The organism is Martinezella sp. CNPSo 3957, assembly GCF_057784395.1.
Map to the genome: position 1 here is coordinate 128,548 of NZ_JBXSOU010000007.1, position 16,647 is coordinate 145,194.

The 16,647-nt window shown below is 57.1% G+C and carries 18 protein-coding genes and 3 pseudogenes; 12 read left to right on the forward strand and 9 right to left on the reverse strand.

Annotation, left to right across the window (positions count from 1 at the left end):
- Positions 1–20: 20 nt before the first annotated feature.
- Positions 21–1,220, reverse strand: a complete 1,200-nt coding sequence (locus AC13QE_RS17880) for an arabinose transporter (protein ID WP_488484680.1) — start codon at positions 1,218–1,220, stop codon at positions 21–23.
- Positions 1,221–1,281: 61 nt separating this feature from the next.
- Positions 1,282–2,631, reverse strand: coding sequence for an amidohydrolase family protein (locus tag AC13QE_RS17885; RefSeq protein WP_488484681.1), 1,350 nt, complete (start codon positions 2,629–2,631; stop codon positions 1,282–1,284).
- A 108-nt stretch (positions 2,632–2,739) separates the two neighbouring features.
- Between AC13QE_RS17885 and AC13QE_RS17890 the strand changes: the two genes are divergently transcribed.
- Entirely contained in the window at positions 2,740–3,651 is a 912-nt protein-coding gene (locus AC13QE_RS17890; RefSeq protein ID WP_488484682.1) for a LysR family transcriptional regulator, read from the forward strand.
- Between the two features lie 247 nt (positions 3,652–3,898).
- Here AC13QE_RS17890 and AC13QE_RS17895 read toward each other — a convergent pair.
- Positions 3,899–4,099 (reverse strand): annotated as a pseudogene (locus AC13QE_RS17895) (class I SAM-dependent methyltransferase); the annotation flags it as partial.
- Here AC13QE_RS17895 and AC13QE_RS17900 point away from each other — a divergent pair.
- The 7 genes from AC13QE_RS17900 to AC13QE_RS17930 all read left to right on the forward strand — a co-directional run bounded on the left by AC13QE_RS17900 (position 4,072) and on the right by AC13QE_RS17930 (position 6,714).
- Complete coding sequence (locus AC13QE_RS17900; protein ID WP_488484683.1) at positions 4,072–4,332, forward strand: hypothetical protein; 261 nt, start codon at positions 4,072–4,074, stop codon at positions 4,330–4,332. The pseudogene AC13QE_RS17895 and the gene AC13QE_RS17900 overlap by 28 nt on opposite strands.
- A gap of 392 nt (positions 4,333–4,724) precedes the next feature.
- On the forward strand, positions 4,725–4,934 hold the full coding sequence (locus AC13QE_RS17905; RefSeq protein WP_488484684.1) for a cold-shock protein: 210 nt from the start codon (positions 4,725–4,727) through the stop codon (positions 4,932–4,934).
- A gap of 122 nt (positions 4,935–5,056) precedes the next feature.
- Positions 5,057–5,266 (forward strand): hypothetical protein, encoded by a 210-nt coding sequence (locus tag AC13QE_RS17910; RefSeq protein WP_488484685.1) that lies wholly within the window; start codon positions 5,057–5,059, stop codon positions 5,264–5,266.
- 47 nt (positions 5,267–5,313) lie between these two features.
- The gene (locus AC13QE_RS17915; protein WP_488484686.1) at positions 5,314–5,619 is read left to right on the forward strand and encodes a DUF6481 family protein; all 306 of its coding nucleotides are present in this window, start codon (positions 5,314–5,316) and stop codon (positions 5,617–5,619) included.
- An 80-nt stretch (positions 5,620–5,699) separates the two neighbouring features.
- Entirely contained in the window at positions 5,700–5,975 is a 276-nt protein-coding gene (locus tag AC13QE_RS17920) for a hypothetical protein (protein WP_112337786.1), read from the forward strand.
- A gap of 53 nt (positions 5,976–6,028) precedes the next feature.
- Entirely contained in the window at positions 6,029–6,385 is a 357-nt protein-coding gene (locus AC13QE_RS17925; RefSeq protein ID WP_488484687.1) for a hypothetical protein, read from the forward strand.
- A 23-nt stretch (positions 6,386–6,408) separates the two neighbouring features.
- Entirely contained in the window at positions 6,409–6,714 is a 306-nt protein-coding gene (locus tag AC13QE_RS17930; RefSeq protein ID WP_488484823.1) for a YkgJ family cysteine cluster protein, read from the forward strand.
- A gap of 200 nt (positions 6,715–6,914) precedes the next feature.
- Here the strand turns inward: AC13QE_RS17930 and AC13QE_RS17935 are convergent, their stop codons facing one another.
- The 3 genes from AC13QE_RS17935 to AC13QE_RS17945 all read right to left on the reverse strand — a co-directional run bounded on the left by AC13QE_RS17935 (position 6,915) and on the right by AC13QE_RS17945 (position 8,569).
- Positions 6,915–7,160 (reverse strand): hypothetical protein, encoded by a 246-nt coding sequence (locus AC13QE_RS17935; protein ID WP_488484688.1) that lies wholly within the window; start codon positions 7,158–7,160, stop codon positions 6,915–6,917.
- 274 nt (positions 7,161–7,434) lie between these two features.
- Positions 7,435–7,572 (reverse strand): hypothetical protein, encoded by a 138-nt coding sequence (locus AC13QE_RS17940; protein ID WP_488484689.1) that lies wholly within the window; start codon positions 7,570–7,572, stop codon positions 7,435–7,437.
- A gap of 787 nt (positions 7,573–8,359) precedes the next feature.
- Positions 8,360–8,569, reverse strand: a complete 210-nt coding sequence (locus tag AC13QE_RS17945) for a cold-shock protein (protein ID WP_112338766.1) — start codon at positions 8,567–8,569, stop codon at positions 8,360–8,362.
- 224 nt (positions 8,570–8,793) lie between these two features.
- Here AC13QE_RS17945 and AC13QE_RS17950 point away from each other — a divergent pair.
- Positions 8,794–9,049 (forward strand): annotated as a pseudogene (locus tag AC13QE_RS17950) (helix-turn-helix transcriptional regulator); the annotation flags it as partial.
- A gap of 294 nt (positions 9,050–9,343) precedes the next feature.
- Here the strand turns inward: AC13QE_RS17950 and AC13QE_RS17955 are convergent.
- Positions 9,344–10,366: pseudogene (locus tag AC13QE_RS17955) on the reverse strand (methyl-accepting chemotaxis protein); the annotation flags it as partial.
- Positions 10,367–10,512: 146 nt separating this feature from the next.
- On the opposite strand from AC13QE_RS17955, the gene AC13QE_RS17960 reads away from it, so the two are divergent.
- Positions 10,513–11,232 carry a hypothetical protein gene (locus AC13QE_RS17960; RefSeq protein WP_488484690.1) on the forward strand — a complete coding sequence of 240 codons (720 nt, stop codon included), beginning with the start codon at positions 10,513–10,515 and terminating at the stop codon, positions 11,230–11,232.
- Positions 11,233–11,245: 13 nt separating this feature from the next.
- Here AC13QE_RS17960 and AC13QE_RS17965 read toward each other — a convergent pair whose 3' ends face one another.
- A complete protein-coding gene (locus AC13QE_RS17965; protein ID WP_488484691.1) occupies positions 11,246–12,058 on the reverse strand; it encodes a tetratricopeptide repeat protein in 813 nt (270 codons plus the stop codon).
- Between the two features lie 529 nt (positions 12,059–12,587).
- Positions 12,588–13,238, reverse strand: coding sequence for a TetR/AcrR family transcriptional regulator (locus AC13QE_RS17970; RefSeq protein WP_488484692.1), 651 nt, complete (start codon positions 13,236–13,238; stop codon positions 12,588–12,590).
- A 317-nt stretch (positions 13,239–13,555) separates the two neighbouring features.
- Between AC13QE_RS17970 and AC13QE_RS17975 the strand changes: the two genes are divergently transcribed.
- Both AC13QE_RS17975 and AC13QE_RS17980 read left to right on the forward strand, forming a co-directional pair.
- Positions 13,556–14,758 carry an HlyD family secretion protein gene (locus AC13QE_RS17975; RefSeq protein ID WP_488484693.1) on the forward strand — a complete coding sequence of 401 codons (1,203 nt, stop codon included), beginning with the start codon at positions 13,556–13,558 and terminating at the stop codon, positions 14,756–14,758.
- Between the two features lie 23 nt (positions 14,759–14,781).
- Complete coding sequence (locus AC13QE_RS17980) at positions 14,782–16,365, forward strand: DHA2 family efflux MFS transporter permease subunit (RefSeq protein WP_488484694.1); 1,584 nt, start codon at positions 14,782–14,784, stop codon at positions 16,363–16,365.
- Positions 16,366–16,647 lie beyond the last annotated feature (282 nt).

Sequence of the window (16,647 nt, forward strand, 5' to 3'; positions counted from 1 at the left end):
CAGGCAATGTGGAACAACGGTCAGGATTGTGAAGAGCGGGCGGTCTGGACAAGCGCAGCGCCGGCAAGAGCGCAGACCGCACCGAACAGGTAGACAGCTGCATATCCGAACTGTCCGGCGATGATGCCAGCGACCGGGCCGGAAATACCATAGGCGATATCGAGAAAAGCGACGAAGGCGCCCATGGCGCTGCCGCGATTAGCGGGAGGTACTCGCTTCAGCGCTTCGACGCCGAGAGCGGGAAAAATCAGTGCACAACCGAGACCGGTGACCAGGGCGCCGGCAAGCGCCATCCATTCATTGGGTGCCACCCAGATGAGCGCCTGGCCAGCTGCCTCTATCACCGAGGACCAGAACGCGATGCGATAGCCGCTCGTTCTGTCGGGCAGCGAGCCGAAGACGACGCGCACGAAGATGAAGCCGATGCCGAAGGCCGTCATCACCAAACCGGCATTCTTCCAATGGTGGGCTACAAAGTAGAGCGATGCAAAGGCGGTAAGAGCCGACAGTCCCGCTCCTTGCAGCATCAGGCCGGCCCCTTCGCGCCAGATTTGGCCGATGACCCTGTAGAAGGGCAGACGCGGGCCTACCGGGCTCGTACGAGAGGCCGACCGAAATGCGATAGCGATTGCGAGAAGCGGAGCAAGGATGCAGGCGATCATCGCGGTCTCCAGGCCGTAAGACTGATAAAGAGCCATGCCGACCGGCGCGCCGATGGCCAGTGCCGCGAACATGGCAATGCCGGTCCACGACATCGACATGCCTGCGCGCTGTGGTCCGACCGAGGCAATCGACCAGGAGACGCAACCAGTAACGAACAGGCTCTCTCCAAGTCCGGCAATCAACCGGCCGACAACAAGAATTGCAAGGCTGACATCTGGCGAGAAGATGGGCATGGCCGCCGCCAGATAGAAGAAGCCTGCGGTCATACTGATCGCGGCACCTTGCAGAGCGGAACGCTTGCCGCCCTTGAGATCGGTCACGCGTCCGGCATAGCCACGACTGAGCACGGTGGCGAGGAATTGGATGCCAATTGCCATGCCGACGACCAGATTGTTGAAGCCGAGCTTGTCGTGGATGAAGAGCGGGATGATCGGAAGCGGAAGTCCAACCGCGAGATAGCCACAAAAAAGTGCGGCGATGATCCCCGGAGCAGGACGCGAAAGATATGTGGGAGCGGCATTCGCTTTGGCCGCATCATTGATGAGAGATGCTGACATGACAGCCTCCATTCTGAAAGTCTGTGAGGTGGGAGTGCCGCCTAAAGGCGGCGGCACCGATTCAGGCCGCTTCTTCGGGGGCGGGTGCGCCGAACCGGCTCAGGCGATAACCGCTCTTTTCCAGCAGGTAATCGCGCGACGCGGTGATCTCAGCTGACAGCTTGATGAGATCGGTGCCGACCAGCTTTCCGCCACGTTTGCGGATCTCGCCGGCGACCATGACCGTATCGACATCCGAGCGCTCGACGGCCTGGACGATCGTGCCGACCGCGTTGTTGACCGGCGTGACCGCGACACCGTTGGCGCGCACCATGATGATATCGGCCTGCTTGCCGGGCGTCAGCGAACCGACCTCGCTCTCAAGTCCCGCAGCGCGAGCACCGTTCACCGTTGCCGCTTCAAGGACGCGCTCGATGGTGATCGGAGCGGGCACATTTTCTTCGCCCCGGAATTTGCGGTAACGCATGGCCGAGCGCTGCTGCAAAAATAGCGCGTGCATCTCGCCGAACATGTCGCTGCCGAAGGCAGTGTCGAGATCGATGCCAACAGCCGGCGTCAGACCATGGTCGATGGCTTGCTGATAGGCGAAACTCTCGTCATCGAAACCGAAAAGCGCATCGGAACGCGGGTTGACAGTGATGTTTACGCCGGCATTGGCAAAGAGGCGCCAAGTCTCCTGCGGAATGCGGGTGCAATGATTGAAGATGTTGTGCGGACCGAGCACGCCCTTTTCGGCAAATTCCGGGCCAAGCTTGGCAAGATCGCCGATGAACTCGGTCAGAATACGCATATCCAAGCTGCGGGCGACCTTCCACCAATCGAGATTAAGCTGGCCGAACAGGCCGACACGCACAAGGCCATCGCCCTGGTTCCAGTTCTCCGCCAGTCGCTTCAGATCGCCCGGCAGGTGGGCAGCAGAGGCCTTCTTGTCCATGGCAGCGCCGACCATATGCAGGGCGCGGATACCGCTGTCATCAAGTGCATCGAGCGCGGCGTCCGTATGTTCCGGGCTGCGGGAGGAATGACAAGCATCGATGACGGTCGTAATGCCGGCGTCAAGGCAGGCGAGCGCCGTAAGCCGGGTGCTGAGATACATGTCAAGCGGGCGATAATGGGAGCCGAGCGTTTCGGCGACCACATCGATATAGGCAAATAGGTCGTGCACATTAGGCATCATGCGGCGCATGGCGCCCAGCCACATGTGATGATGGGCGTCGATCAGACCCGGCATGACGATGGCGTCGGAGGCGTCGATGACAATTGCATCGGCAACGGCGAGGTTCGGTCCGATGGCCGCTATTCTGCCGTCTTCCACGAGCAGGTCGCCGCTGGCAAGATTGCCGACCGTTCTGTCCATCGTCAGGATGGTGCCGCCTTTGAAGAGCGTGCGGGGATGGTTGAGATTGCTCACGACTGGTCCTTTCAGGTTTAAAGCACGGGACCGTTATCGCTCCGGAATGATCTTGAATTAAGTGCGCTTATGTCAGATGATTCCTGATCAAAAGTCAGGGATTGGCACATGTCTTTCGATGGACGGATTCTTTCGGGGGTGAGCGTGCTTGCGGCCGTCGTTGAAGGCGGGAGCTTCGTCAAAGGCGCTGAACTGATAGGCATCACAGATTCCGGTGTAAGTCGGGCCATTGGTCGTCTCGAGACGCGCCTCGGTGTACGCCTGCTCGATCGAACGACGCGCTCGGTGACGCTAACCGACGAGGGGCGGCGGTTTTATGAAGAGGTGAAGCCGCACCTGACTGCGATCGAAGACGCTGCCGCGGTCGTGTCCGGCGCGGCATCCGCGGTGCGCGGCCGCTTGAGAGTGGATATCGATCCATTCTTTCTGCCGCTCGTGCTCGCAGGCCGGCTTGGTGGATTCTGCGAACGCTATCCGGATCTATCGATCGAGTTCGTGACTAGCGAGCATGTCGGAAATCTTGTTGCAGAGGGGATTGATCTCGCAATCCGGTTCGGCCAACCGCGCTTTGCCAGTCTGGTTGCGCGAAAGCTGATAGAAGCACCAATTCTCACCGTGGCCTCACCTCGCTATCTCGAGCGTCATGGCCGTCCGGCGCATCCTCGCGACCTCTCGGCTCATCGCTGTCTGCAATTTATCGATCCCTATACCGGGAAGCCATTCGAATGGGAGTTCATCCGGGACGGCGAGACCATCGATGTTCCGACGAGCGGACCGTTGACGTTCACTGACCCGAAGACAATGCTCGACGAATGCCTCGCCGGCACCGGCATCGCTCAGGTGATCGGCTGGGGAGTTGGGCAGGCATTGGCGAGAGGATCGCTGATCGACCTCTTTCCCGACTGGCATGGTGAACGCTTCCCGCTCTTTGCTTTCCATCCGTCGCGCAAGCACCCGCCAGCAAAGGTGCGGGCATTTGTCGATTTCTGCGCCGATATTACTACTGAACTCGAGCGTTAGATTGATAATGACCTAGTTTGCCAACTGATCGTCAAAATGTCGCTGTTGCGCAAAAGTCGCTTCCTCGCGCGCATCCTCGCTCCATGATCAAGCAACTATGTCAGCGGGCACGAGTTCCTATCCCTCCTGGGATGCCGACCGGATTTCGGTCGCCGCGCCTGCCAGCTGAGCTGAAGCGGGTGGCATAAGTTTGTCCTTCGTTCGCCCTTAGCTTACGAGTTCGCGCTCCTCTTATTCCACCCTCTTGTCACGGCTTCACGAAACGATGTGCAAAACGATCGGTCTTGCCCTTGATCGAAGGATCGAACACCTTGATCGAGTGCGGATCGTTCCTGTTCGCAAGCGCGGTGCTTTCCGCATCCAATGCGAAACCGGCAGCCTCCACCTCTTCGCGCACGGAGACAGGGTCGATGCGATGCAATGACTGGGCGTCGCTTAAGCCTCGTCCGCATTCGATACAGCGAGATGCTCGAAGCCCGCATCCTTCACGACATCTTCGAAATTTATTTTTATAAGGAATTCATCCTCAGCGATAAGAACCAGCAACTCACGCCCATCTCCGCCGATGACTTTCTCAGATTTCTCGGCGAAATTATCGACCGTGGGCGAGTCCTGCACATGCAGGCAGGAGCCCCCGGCCCTCAGCCACCAGCGCCTACGGATTCGTCTGCTGGCGGATGAGAAAAAGCTGGCGCATTGCCACCATGTGTCCATCGTCGCGCCTTCGCTGGGCGTGAGGAATTGGTCCGGGCAAGTAAGAAGCGGGCCGTTCCTAATAAGTCTTATGCCATCAGCTCATTGATCGTTGGTGTAGCGAGCGATCGTCTGGTACCGGGTGGCCGTGCGCGCTGCGACACAACCAATACAGGCAATACGCATTCAACAAAAACTAAGCGTTGACCCTTCGCTCTTAAGCCCGTATAGATGCGATATCGATCTTTTGCTTGGCGAGCTTTGTCTACCGCACGATTGACACCGTGCTCTAAGCGAACTTTTCTTTCAAAAATAGTCGGTCTTTACCTGCGTGGCATCCGCTCCGCAGTTCACCACTCTATGCTTTGAAAGGGTTCATCATGACCACTGGCACAGTAAAATGGTTCAATTCCACCAAGGGCTTCGGCTTCATTCAGCCTGACAACGGCGGCGCTGACACCTTCGTTCACATCTCGGCAGTCGAGCGCGCCGGAATGCGCGAACTCGTCGAAGGCCAGAAGATCGGCTTCGAACTTGAGCGCGACATGAAGTCGGGCAAGATGTCGGCCACCAATCTTCAGGCTGCTTAAGTGATATCGGCTTCCCTTTGACCACGGATGTACTGGCATTGCCGGAAGCACGCTATCATCTGAGGCCAGGCAGTTCGCCTGGCCTTTTTCATTTCGGCCCATCGCCGACATCGGGGAACCCAATGACAGAGACATATAGTAAATCTCGCCAGCAGGCCGAGATGGCCTTCAGCACTATCCAGACAGAGTTCTTTGCCAAGAACAATGCGATGGAGGAGCTCGAGTCGGCTGCGCAAGCACGCAATGCCAAGACTTTGCGGCTTCGAGAAGCGCACCTCGCGAAAGAACAAGCCGAGCGGACGTCGGCAACATCCACCCTGGTCGCCAAATAAGCGAAGGCAGGTTGGTCATCACCGCCTGCTACCATTAGGATACAGATTTGACATACCACAGAAACAACGAACTCGCCGACCGACGGTCAGCTGCCGCCGGCGCCAAAGCATCCCTTCTTCAAACTTACCGGGCCGCGAAAACGGCGACCGAACCTTCTCGACTTGCCAGGCAGGCCGAGCGGCTCTTGATTGTAGAAGCTCGCGAAGCCCGCCGTATTGAACGGGACCGTCTAAAGCTTGTGGAGCGCAGCCGGCTAGAGGCCGAGGCAGCAAACGAGCAGGCGGTCGCCGAGGCCGCTCGCAAGGCCGAGCGAGACAGACGCTATGCCAATCGCAAGGCCAGGCAAGCATAGGCCGCCAGGCGCTTCCGTCCGACCAACAGCCCTTAGACTGAGGCATCCGCGTCGAAATCACTCATGCTTTAGGAGCGACCGTGACCACTGATACAAAAGAGCTGCAGGCGATCAACACGGCCTGGCAAATCGCGATCCAGGAGATCCTGCGCATGGTCATCCGTGACATGTATCGCACCGAGGGTGAAGCAGCGTTCAACACGCACATCAAGCGCATCGAAGAAGCGGCCGTCGATAGTATCTACACGGATCTAAGACTTCGCGGCACTGACGAATGGACGGAAGTACTGGTCAAGGAACGAGCCAGCAACTTCGTGACGACCCTTCTGACCTCCTTCACCTACGACCGGGCCTGATCGGGCGGCACCAAGAGCTTCGGCCCTTTTTTGATATTCAAGGAGAAAAAATCATGCCGACAGACCAAAGGAGATCGCTTCTTTCTCCTAAAGAGAAAGTCGAGGCCAATTCACGAGCCATCGTGGCATCACTGACACCGTCTCAGGTGCAAGCCCTGAAGCTCGCGGGAAATGGCGACCTGCATTCTGCGGATGGAAGGTCTTGGACTCATCTTAATGCCGTCGTTACCTACGCAAGGTCGGATCGATTCAAAGAGCATCCGATCAAGGTGAAGTCGGCCACGACGACAACGGTTGAGCGACTTACCGAATTGGAGCTGCTTAGGAACCTCGATGGGACGGACGGGGAGGCACATTCGCCGCGCGCGATCACCATGGCGGGAAAGCTTTGGCTTCTCAAGCACAAGTGACTCAGGTAAATTCGCCCTGCGACCTGACGGCAAGCGTAGCATCTACCGCTGCGATTGATTGCCAAACCTGCGGAGCATGCTGCTCTTTTTCATCCGAATGGCCAAGGTTCACGACGGAAGCTGACGATGACCTGGCTTTGATACCCCGTCACTATGTTGAAGCTGATCAGCGCGTCATGCGTTGCGAGGGCTCGCGATGTTCCGCACTGTCGGGTGAGGTCGGGATCAACACGTCCTGTCTAGTGTACGAGGTGCGGCCAGACGTTTGTCGAGCTTGTGTTCCCGGTGACGAAGCATGCACGATAGCGCGCGCCAAAGTCCGTCTCTAGCGTATGATGGTAGAGCGAAGTGGTGCGTGTTATTCGTGACGGAGCCGGCTCAGGCTCGCTTAGCCGCCGCCAAGTGCGACGGGGGTGGCCTCTCTCATTGAAAATCAGTAGGCTACGGGCCTTTCCAGGCTCCTGTAGATCCACTCAGAAGGCCTGACTTCAGCAGCCGAAAAGTTAGGACGCTGCCTTTTTCATTTGTTTCATTTGCTTCGCCGGGAAAGCGGGTAATCTGGCGCGTCGTAGAGCGCCCGGATTTGATTGTGGTCGAAACGCGCCTCATTTACTTCCAATAGAGATCCTCGCTGCTGCGCGCCAGGCATGTCCTCGACCGCGAAGCGGAGCGCTTCGGCTGCCGTTTCGAAACGCCTGTAACGAAGTCCGCTGCGTCCGCGTGTCGCTTTGCCCGCATAAAGCCCCGCTCCGTCCGTGTAATCGAAACTGATCACGTCGTTGTCCTCCGCGTTCGGTAAGGGGGCTGACCTTCTACTCGCGCAGCGTCTCTGATGCCGCGCTCGGTCTCTCTGAGCTCGCGTCTGCGGCGCTGCATCCTCTCTCGAAGGTTCATTAGCTTTTCGGCATTTGATCCTGCTTCGGCGCGGGGCACGCGAAAGAGCTTTTCCGCGGATTGTCTGGGGGGATGATTTATCATTGGTTCCTCGAATAGTGGGTGCGACGGCGCGCCCATCCGCATTCATGTCGGCTTGATGGTGCGCCTGCGTGCTATTTCTTGTTCGGATTTCCCGGGTTGCCGCTTGCAAACTTAACCTGTGCGCCAGATGAGGCTGGTGCCACTTCTGGTGTTTTATCTTTCTTGAGCTTGCGGATCTCTCGGTTGCTGCGCATTTGGCCTTTAGCCATCATTTTCTCCTCGGGCGCTCGAATAAGTATCGGCGCTGCTTAATTGCTTAAATTTGGATTGGCATTTCTTCTGATACCGCTTAACTCACGCGGGAGGAGATAACGTCCTGCCGGGCCGTTGGCGTGCAGATTTTCCAAACGGTGCCGAAATTGGGAAACACCGTCATGCTCGCTAAAGGCAGCCTTCGCTCGGCGCCTCGGCCGACGGCGGTTTCCAGGAGCATGCAAAGATCCGCATGATCACGATATCCGAACGCACTCGTTCGAACCAGGTTTCGTGAAACGCATGCGGAATATTGGTTGGAAGACATCGCGTCCTCCTTTTGTTTGGGCAAGGCCGCCCACCGGGACGGCGATTCCTATGACACGGCTGTTCACGTCTAGGACGCGCCTGTCTCGCCGTTTGGGCAGGCCATGATCATTTCCCGACTGTTGCAAACGGAACTTCCCGGATGCAAGGCAGCTAGGCCTGATATACGCGCGGTCGGAACACGAACTGAGATATGTTCCTGGCCCGATGCGTACAGATATGCTTTGTCAAAGCAGATATTGTGGGATGCGACACCGCGAGCTTCCAGCACTAAGGCGGAACCCCGTATCTTGCAGTTCGATGTTATCGCGTTATCGCATTACAAGATCTCGAAAACGATCCTGTCATCGGAGCTATGGCAAATACCATTCCAAGCTCAATTCCCAGAAAAACAAAAGGCCGGGCATGGACCCGACCTCTCACAGTCATCCGGTTCAGCTGCCAGTACATCCGTGGTCAGCGGAGCGAATGACAAATTCATGCTGCCTGAAGGTTGTCAGCGGAACTCTTGCCGGACTTTCGGTCCTGCACGATGTCGTAGCTGATCTTCTGGCCGTCCGAAAGCGAGCGCATTCCCGCGCGCTCGACAGCAGAGATATGGACAAACACGTCCGTGCTGCCGTTATCAGGCTGAATGAAGCCGAAGCCCTTGACGGAATTAAACCACTTCACAGTACCAGTATTCATAACGATTTCCTTTCATGGCAATCGCTGTTGGTCCCGCGGTGCTTTGCGGGATGGGATCGATTTTTTGAGAGGAAATCCAACGGGAGCATAAGCTCTGGAACGACATCACAAGCAATGGTCGATGTCCTACATATACGCTCAATTTTTGATTTTACAATGGATAACGCGGAAATCGACGCTGTGCACCCAAGCCACGTGCTATTTTCCCCAGACCAGAAATGGCCGCCGCTCTGGCGGCGGCGCACCCAACCACTGCCAACAAGGCATTTCAGAAAGTCCTTGGTATGCCCCCATGAATATTTAATTCGATATCGGATAGCCCAAGCGATGAAGTTGCTTGCTGACACCGACGATCCAGTATGGAAGATCGCTTTTGATTGCGGTTTCGGCTCCAGCAGTCGATTTTACAAGCTGTTCAAGGATCGAACAGGCGACACGCCTCTGGTCTTTCGTAAATTGATCAGCAACAAGACTTCTTAAAGCCATGATCACTACCAGGGGCGGTATCCTTAATGGGATCATTCGGTGTTGACGAAGATTGGCTGCCGCTGTCCGGAATATTTACTCCCGCTATATTACGCCATTGGATCAAAATCTCTATGGGACGATCATCGGGCTTGCAGTTGAAAAGCTGAGTGCAGAACATCTCTGCTTCCATGTTTACCCTCGCCACGCGGCGTAAATTCTTTATATCGCCAGCTACTATGTAGGACCGTGATTGTGCTCGATTGTAAGGCCAGCCGCTTTCAACGAGGTATGACGTGCTGGTGGCGGTTAAAACTCTTCCCAGCTATCGTCGCTAACGGCCAATGCGGTAGAACCTTGCGTCTGGAGCTGCGGCCGCATACGCCGGCCAGCGGCTTGAAGGGAAGGATGGGCCGGACGATTGAGTGGCTTGGCCGGTTGGGCTGTTCGCGCGCCCTCGCCATATTTGAATTGCCCGAGCAGCTGGAACAATGCGGCTGCCTCGCGTGCGAGACTATGGCTGGCCGCCGTCTGCTCCTCTACCATCGCCGCATTTTTCTGTGTGCTTTGATCGACCGTATCGACTGCCTGATTGATCTCGCCGAGAGCGGTCGACTGTTCTCTCGCCGCCTCGACGATCGCCACGACGTTGGTGTCGATCTCCTGGACTTGGGCGGCGATTTCCTGCAGAGCCCCGCCGGCATTGGTCACCAGGGCGACACCATTGGCGACCTGGGCGCCAGATGCGGTGATCAAGGTCTTGATCTCTTTTGCCGCCTTTGCCGATCGTTGAGCGAGTTCGCGGACTTCTTGTGCCACAACGGCAAAGCCTTTGCCTGCATCTCCGGCTCTCGCAGCTTCGACTCCCGCATTCAGCGCCAAAAGGTTCGTCTGAAAGGCAATCTCATCGCTAACGCCGATGATGCTGGAGATCTCGCGCGAAGAGGCCTCGATCTGATCCATGGCACCAATGGCATTGCGCACGACGCCGCCTGAATGCTCGGCATGGGCTCTTGCTCGCGCAACGAGTCTTCCTGCTTCTTCAGCCCTTTGGCTGGAATTCTTCACGGTCGTGGTGATCTCCTCGAGGGCGGCAGCGGTCTCCTCAATCGAGGCTGCCTGCTGCTCGGTCCGCTTGGCAAGATCATCTGCAGCAACCCGCACCTCATTCGATCCAGAGGCAATCGCATGGGCGTTTTCTGCGACCGTTGCCATTGCTTGCTTCAGCTTGTCGGAGGCGCTGTTGAAATCGGTTCGCAACCGCTCAAGCGAAGGAATGAAAGCCTTCTCGATTTCTTGCGACAGATCTCCCTCGGCGAGATTGGTCAAACACTCGTTGCGATGCCGTTTCGATCGGTTGCGAGGACTGCGAGCTCCCTTCCAAACCCACTTGCATCACCGGCAGTTCTAGGATCTGCTAGCGTGGAGTTTTCCGACATTTGAGCGGAACTTCTTCGTTAACGTCTCGAGGCAATTCAATGCGTGTCGTGTTTCGGTGTGATCCTGCGCTTGTCGACCATCTGCCTCGTCCCGCTCCAGCTCGCAGCATTCTGCCGGACTGGCTCCGCGCCATGCCCGCGAAGGCGCATTCCGAGATTCACGGTCGGGAAATTCGAACCGTAAAGCAGTGCCCTCCCTTTGTTGATGCCATGTCCCACGGTTTTATGATTCTGCTCCCGTGCGATGTCACCGTTCGAAGCGGTGTCTTCACGTGGGATTGGGGCATCCCAGAGCCCTCGACCGAAGGACATCCGCGATCACCGCTCAGTTTTCATGTTGCTGAGCAGCTTGCTGGCGCACCGTTTTCCAACGGGCTGGCGGCTGTGAAATTCAACAGCTTTTGGACGATCGAACTGGAGGAGGGCTGGTCACTTTTTGCCATGCACCCGGTCAATCGCAACGAGCTTCCCTTCCGCTTGTTGACGGGTGTCGTAGATTCTGATCGCTTTTATGATGCGGGAATCAACTTCCCGGCAATCTGGACCGATCCTCATTTTTCAGGCGTGCTGCCAAAGGGCACCCCGATTGCACAGTGCTTTCCGGTCCCGCGCGCAGCTCCCGATCTGATCTTTGAAGGTTTCGACGGGACGTACAAGAGCGCCTATGAGAAAACCGTCGCAGAGGTTCTCGCCAATCCCGGAGTCTATCGGAAGCGCTTCCGCGTAAAGCGCCCGCGCGTAGCGCCAGAATCGGCTTGAATGTGAGCTGCACCTAGGATTGAAGCGTTCGCTTCAACGCTTCTCGGTCCAGCCATAGCTGGCCTCGCGGTGCCGAAGTTAGCGACATGGCGATTGCGCCCAATGTATCGGGCCTCAGGCTGTAGGCCGTCCGATAAGCCGCGATCGCATCGTCCATATCGCCCATGTCCTGCAACACGATGCCTAGATTGACGGCTGCCTCGGCGTCGTCAGGTCGCTGTTCCAGCGCTTTGCGATAAGCTTCGGCCGCACCAGCCAAGTCGTGCAAATCCTGCCGAACCAAGCCCAGGTCAAACCACATCGAGGGAGACCTGTCGATTGCTGCTACACCTTCCAGGACCGCAGCCGCGTCATCGGGCGATCCGTCTTCAAAAAGTATCCGACCGAGGCGCGCGGCAGCCTCCCGCGAAGCGGGGTTGGCACGGTTCAATGCCTTCCAAGCGCCGGCTGCCCGGTTCCGATCTCCTGCGGCATCGAAGGTCCGAGCTTGCTCAAGAAGGATTTCGACATTCGCAGATAATGTGGCGGCGCGGCCAAGGTGAAATATAGCTCGGTTGAAATCTCCCAACGATCGCGCGATGCGCCCAGCAAGCAGTTGGCCGGGGGCGTTATCAGGCATGCCCGCCAAACTGATTTCAATGTGGATGTTTGCCTTTGCAGCATCGCCCTTGGCGAACAAAATCGCCGCGAAAAGGTGGTTAAGGGTCGGGTTGCTCCGATCCTTCTGCAAGCCTGTCTCACATAAGGATATCGCTTGGCTGAAACGACCGGCATTGAAATCAGCCACGATTTGCCGGACCTGACTTTCGACCGCCGCAATACTCATGCCCCGCTTGCCTTTATCCGCTGCCGCTGGGAAAAGCGGCCGATATCGCAGTCATAAGTGCAGACTAAGCGACGCGCCACACAAATTCTTCAACTCGCCGATTAGATCTGCTGCGAGCGCGGTTCTACGGCCTATTGGCGGCCCCACTCCTGTTTTCGAAGGGCATTGCCTATGCAAACACCACCCTTGGGAAACTGCCCGTGATCCACCCCTCGCTGCTACTTTCCCAATCGCAAACTGAAATTGAAATCTTTGGCAGAAAATCCGGTTGATTTTGACCCCTAAGTCCAATGGACCCGGGGTATTTCGCGGTTTGGAATCGGGGATTAAAAGCGACAATGTAGGAACACTGGATAGCCACGACTGATCGTTGAGAATCTGCTAGTGGTCGTAAGATCAGGAAGGGAGCAGGTGGCCGATGATGTGGCCATTACCTGCCCGTGAAACATCTAGGACGAGATGCGCACCATTGCGACGATCGGGCTGCTGCTTGCCCTGAGTGCTCCCGCACAGGCACGCTCTCGTCTTGTTATCGCCTCTTCGAGCCTTCTAGGAAAAGCTGTGCGCAGGTTCGCGCGCGCGCGACGATCTCGTCGTCGGCGATTTCTTCCGCTTGGCCAAGCATGACGGCGCGTTGAGGTTCCATCACCATCATTCCCCGGAGCATTCCGATCGCGGTATGGACATCCTGAACCTCGATCTCTTGCGAGGCGATCCGTGTCTGTAGCCAATCTTCCATTGCCTTGCTGGTCTTTTGGATTGCCTGCGCAAAAAAAGCCGTTGCGATCTCGGGAAAACGTTCGGATTCGCTGAGGACAAGCCTTGTTATGATGATTGTTTCGTTGGAAAGCGTCAGTCTGCCATAGGCGATTAGCAGTTTTTCGAGGCTTTCCCGAAGGGGCAAGTGCGCGAGCTGCTCAAAATCCGAGGCAAGCATGTAGTCGTTGATCGTCTTTGAAATGACGTCGGAAAACAGATCGGCCTTCGCCGGGAACAGGCGATATAGCGTCTTTGTTGAAACGCCTGCCGTCTGAGCGATGATGCTGATGTTCGCCGGCGCATAGCCTGCTTTCATAAATTGCTGGTTTGCGGCATCGAGGATCAAGTCTCTCGTTTCCTCGTCTGATCTAACCTGCGGCCTGCCGCGGCATCGCTTTTCCTGCTGGTTGCGCTCACTCATCCTGAAGTCCTCGTGTCTCTCCTTCATGGTACGATCATTTTAGAAAATAACAAGTTTCCTAAAGTGAAAACTGGATCGAAGCGTGCCGCACGCTCTTTCGTCCCAAACATCCGGCAATAGCGCCCGAGGTCCGCGCCTCCAGGAAAAAGATCGAACATCCGCTAATCGCAAATTTAGGAAACCTTCCGTTTTCTAAAATATTGACATTGTCCGCGGCTGGCTTATATAGGAAAACAATAAGTTTCCTAAATAGAACTTATACCCCAATTTCAAGGCCGCGGCCGAGACGACAGCGACCTTTCACAAGGAGAAGGACGATGTCTGTTCAAACGTTGCATGCCGTGAACGAAAACGCTGCCGAAAGTCGATCTGTTGCCGATCCGACCGCGGAGCAAGTCCCAGCAACTCTCGATGCCGGAAAGGCGCCGCGGGTTGCTGAGGCAGATGCTAACGCTGGCGCGCAGACGCGCGGACGGCGGCTGTCTGGACGATCGCTGTTGTTCGGCGCAGCTGCCGTCGGGATCGCCGCCGCCGGGGCCTATTTTGGGCACAATTATTGGACAAACGGTCGCTTCGAAATTTCGACGGATGACGCCTATGTCAAGGCGGACAGTACGACCGTCGCGCCTAAGGTTTCCGGCTATCTGTCGGAAGTTCTCGTCAGCGACAATGAAGCCGTCAAGGCTGGTCAACCACTTGCCCGTATTGATGATCGGGATTTCCGCACGGCGCTCGATCAGGCGACGGCAGATGTCGCCGCTGCAGAGGCGACAGTCAACGCCAAGCAGGCATCGCTCGACATCCAGCAGTCCACCATCGCTGCCGCCCGGGCAACGCTCGATGTCGACAAGGCCAACGAAACCTTCGCCGAACAGAATAACAAGCGTTACACCAATCTGGCCACCAGTGGCTATGCACCGGTTCAAACGGCCCAGCAGACCGCTTCCGCGATTGCTGCAGCCCAGGCGACGATTGTGCGGGACACCGCGGCGCTCGATGCGGCTAGAAAGCAGGTCGATCTCTTGAATGCCGAGTTCGCTCAGGCCAGGGCGACGTTGGCGCATGACCAGGCGGTCGCGCATCAGGCCGAGCTCAACCTCTCCTATGCGACTATTGTCGCGCCCGTAGACGGAACCGTCGGCAACAGGACGTTGCGCGTTGGGCAATATGTCCAGGCCGGAACCCAGCTGATGTCGGTCGTTCCGACGACGGCCTACATTATCGCTAACTATAAGGAAACGCAGCTCACTGATGTCCATGCCGGTCAACCGGTCGACATCGATGTCGATATGTTTCCCGGCCGCACATATCGCGGTCGCGTCGACAGCATCGCCCCGGCAAGTGGTCAGGAATTCGCACTTCTACCGCCCGACAACGCCACCGGCAATTTCACGAAGGTCGTTCAACGTATCCCGGTCAAGATCGTCCTCGACGGAAGCACGGCTGACACAGCTGACCTGCGTCCCGGAATGTCCGTCCAGCCCAGCATCGACACCAAGACCGATGCCATCAGCCACTAGGTGCGAATGCAGGAGATCGTGTCATGTCCACCATCACGACAACAGCCGGCCACGCTCAGCAATCGCGCGCCAGCACCAAGGAATGGATCGCCGTTCTCGCCGGAATGATCGGCGCCTTCATGGCGATCCTGAATATTCAGATCACCAATGCCTCCCTTCTCGATATTGAGGGTGGCATAGGCACAGGCGTCGACAACGGCGCCTGGATTTCGACATCCTATCTCATTGGCGAGATCGTCGTCATTCCTTTGACGGCCTACTTCAGCAACGTCTTTTCCTTCCGTCGCTATATTCTCGTCAACTCCGTTCTCTTTCCCCTCTTTTCCATGGCCTGCGCCTTCGCGCATGATCTCGGAACGATGATCCTGCTTCGCGGGCTGCAAGGTTTTGCCGGTGGCGTCCTGATCCCGATGGCCTTCACCATGGTTCTGACCAAGCTGCCGAAAAATCAGCAGCCGCTGGGTCTTGCCATCTTTGCTCTTTCGGTCACCTTTGCCCCGGCGATCGGACCGACGATTGGCGGCTATCTGACCGAAAATTACGGCTGGCAGACCATCTTCTTCATCAACACCATCCCAAGCATGATCATGGCGATCGCTCTCGCCCTGACGCTCGAAAAGCAACCAATGCAACTCAGCCTCCTGAAGGAAGGAGACTGGGCGGGCATCGTGACGATGGCGGTTGGCCTTTCGGCTTTGCAGACCGTGCTGGAAGAAGGCAACAAGGAGGATTGGTTCTCCTCCCCCTTCATCGTCAAGCTCAGCATTGTCGCCTTTGTTTTTCTGGCAGCCTTTATCTTTATCGAGCTCAAGGTGAAGAAGCCGCTCGTGAAGCTCCGGCTGCTGACGCAGCGCAATTTTGGCATCGGCGTGCTCGTCAACGTCCTGGTCGGCGTCGCACTCTTCGGCACTGTCTACATCCTCCCGCAATATCTTGGACAAGTGCAGCGCTACAACGCCGAGCAGATCGGTAATGTGCTTGCCTGGACCGGTTTACCGCAACTCTTGCTCATCCCGCTGGTGCCAGTCCTGATGAAGCGCTTCGATGCCCGCTATATCGGCTTTCTCGGTATCTCGATCTTCGCCATCAGTTGCTTCATGAATGTCATGCTTTCGGCCGACAATGCCGGTGACCAGTTCTGGGTACCCAATATCGTGCGCGCCATCGGCCAGGCTCTCGTCTTGACACCGATTACCGCCATTACGACGGCCGGTATCGCTGCCGCGGACGCTGCCGCCGCCTCGGGCCTCACCAACATGCTGCGCAACCTTGGGGGCGCTGTCGGAACGGCCTCTCTTGGCACGATCCTGACCAAGCGCGAGCAATTTCACTCCAACATCATCGGTCAGTCGGTCACTCTTGCTCGCGATGAAGTTCGTGATCGCATTACGACCTTGACCGGCTACTTCATCCAGCACGGTGTTGCCGATCCCACTGTTGCGACCCACAAGGCGGTCATTGCACTTGGCCAGATCGTCCGACGGCAGGCTCTCATTCTCGGCTTCGGTGATACTTTCGCCGTGATCGGCATCGTTCTTTCCGCCGCAGCGGTCGCGCTGCTCTTTACGCGCAAACCGCAAGGCGGCGGTGGTGCAGGCGCTCATTGATCGCGCGCGTCCATCTGGTCGCCACGCTATCCCCTTCAATACGCTCACCGATCCCCTATCCGTGAGCGTTTCCGGCTCTTTCATCCAATAGATCTCGTTCCGCTTGCCGGCAGAGCTGCGCCCCGACTTCGTCGTGCCATCCGACCAACGTGCGGGAGAGCCGGCCGGTGCGGGATGACGTTTTGAGAGGCTGACTATCGTTTTCGATAACTCCCGCCTGTGCAGCGACCATCCTAGATTCGCATCTGTGGCCGGACGCGAGTGAGCGTCCTCCAGAGCGAT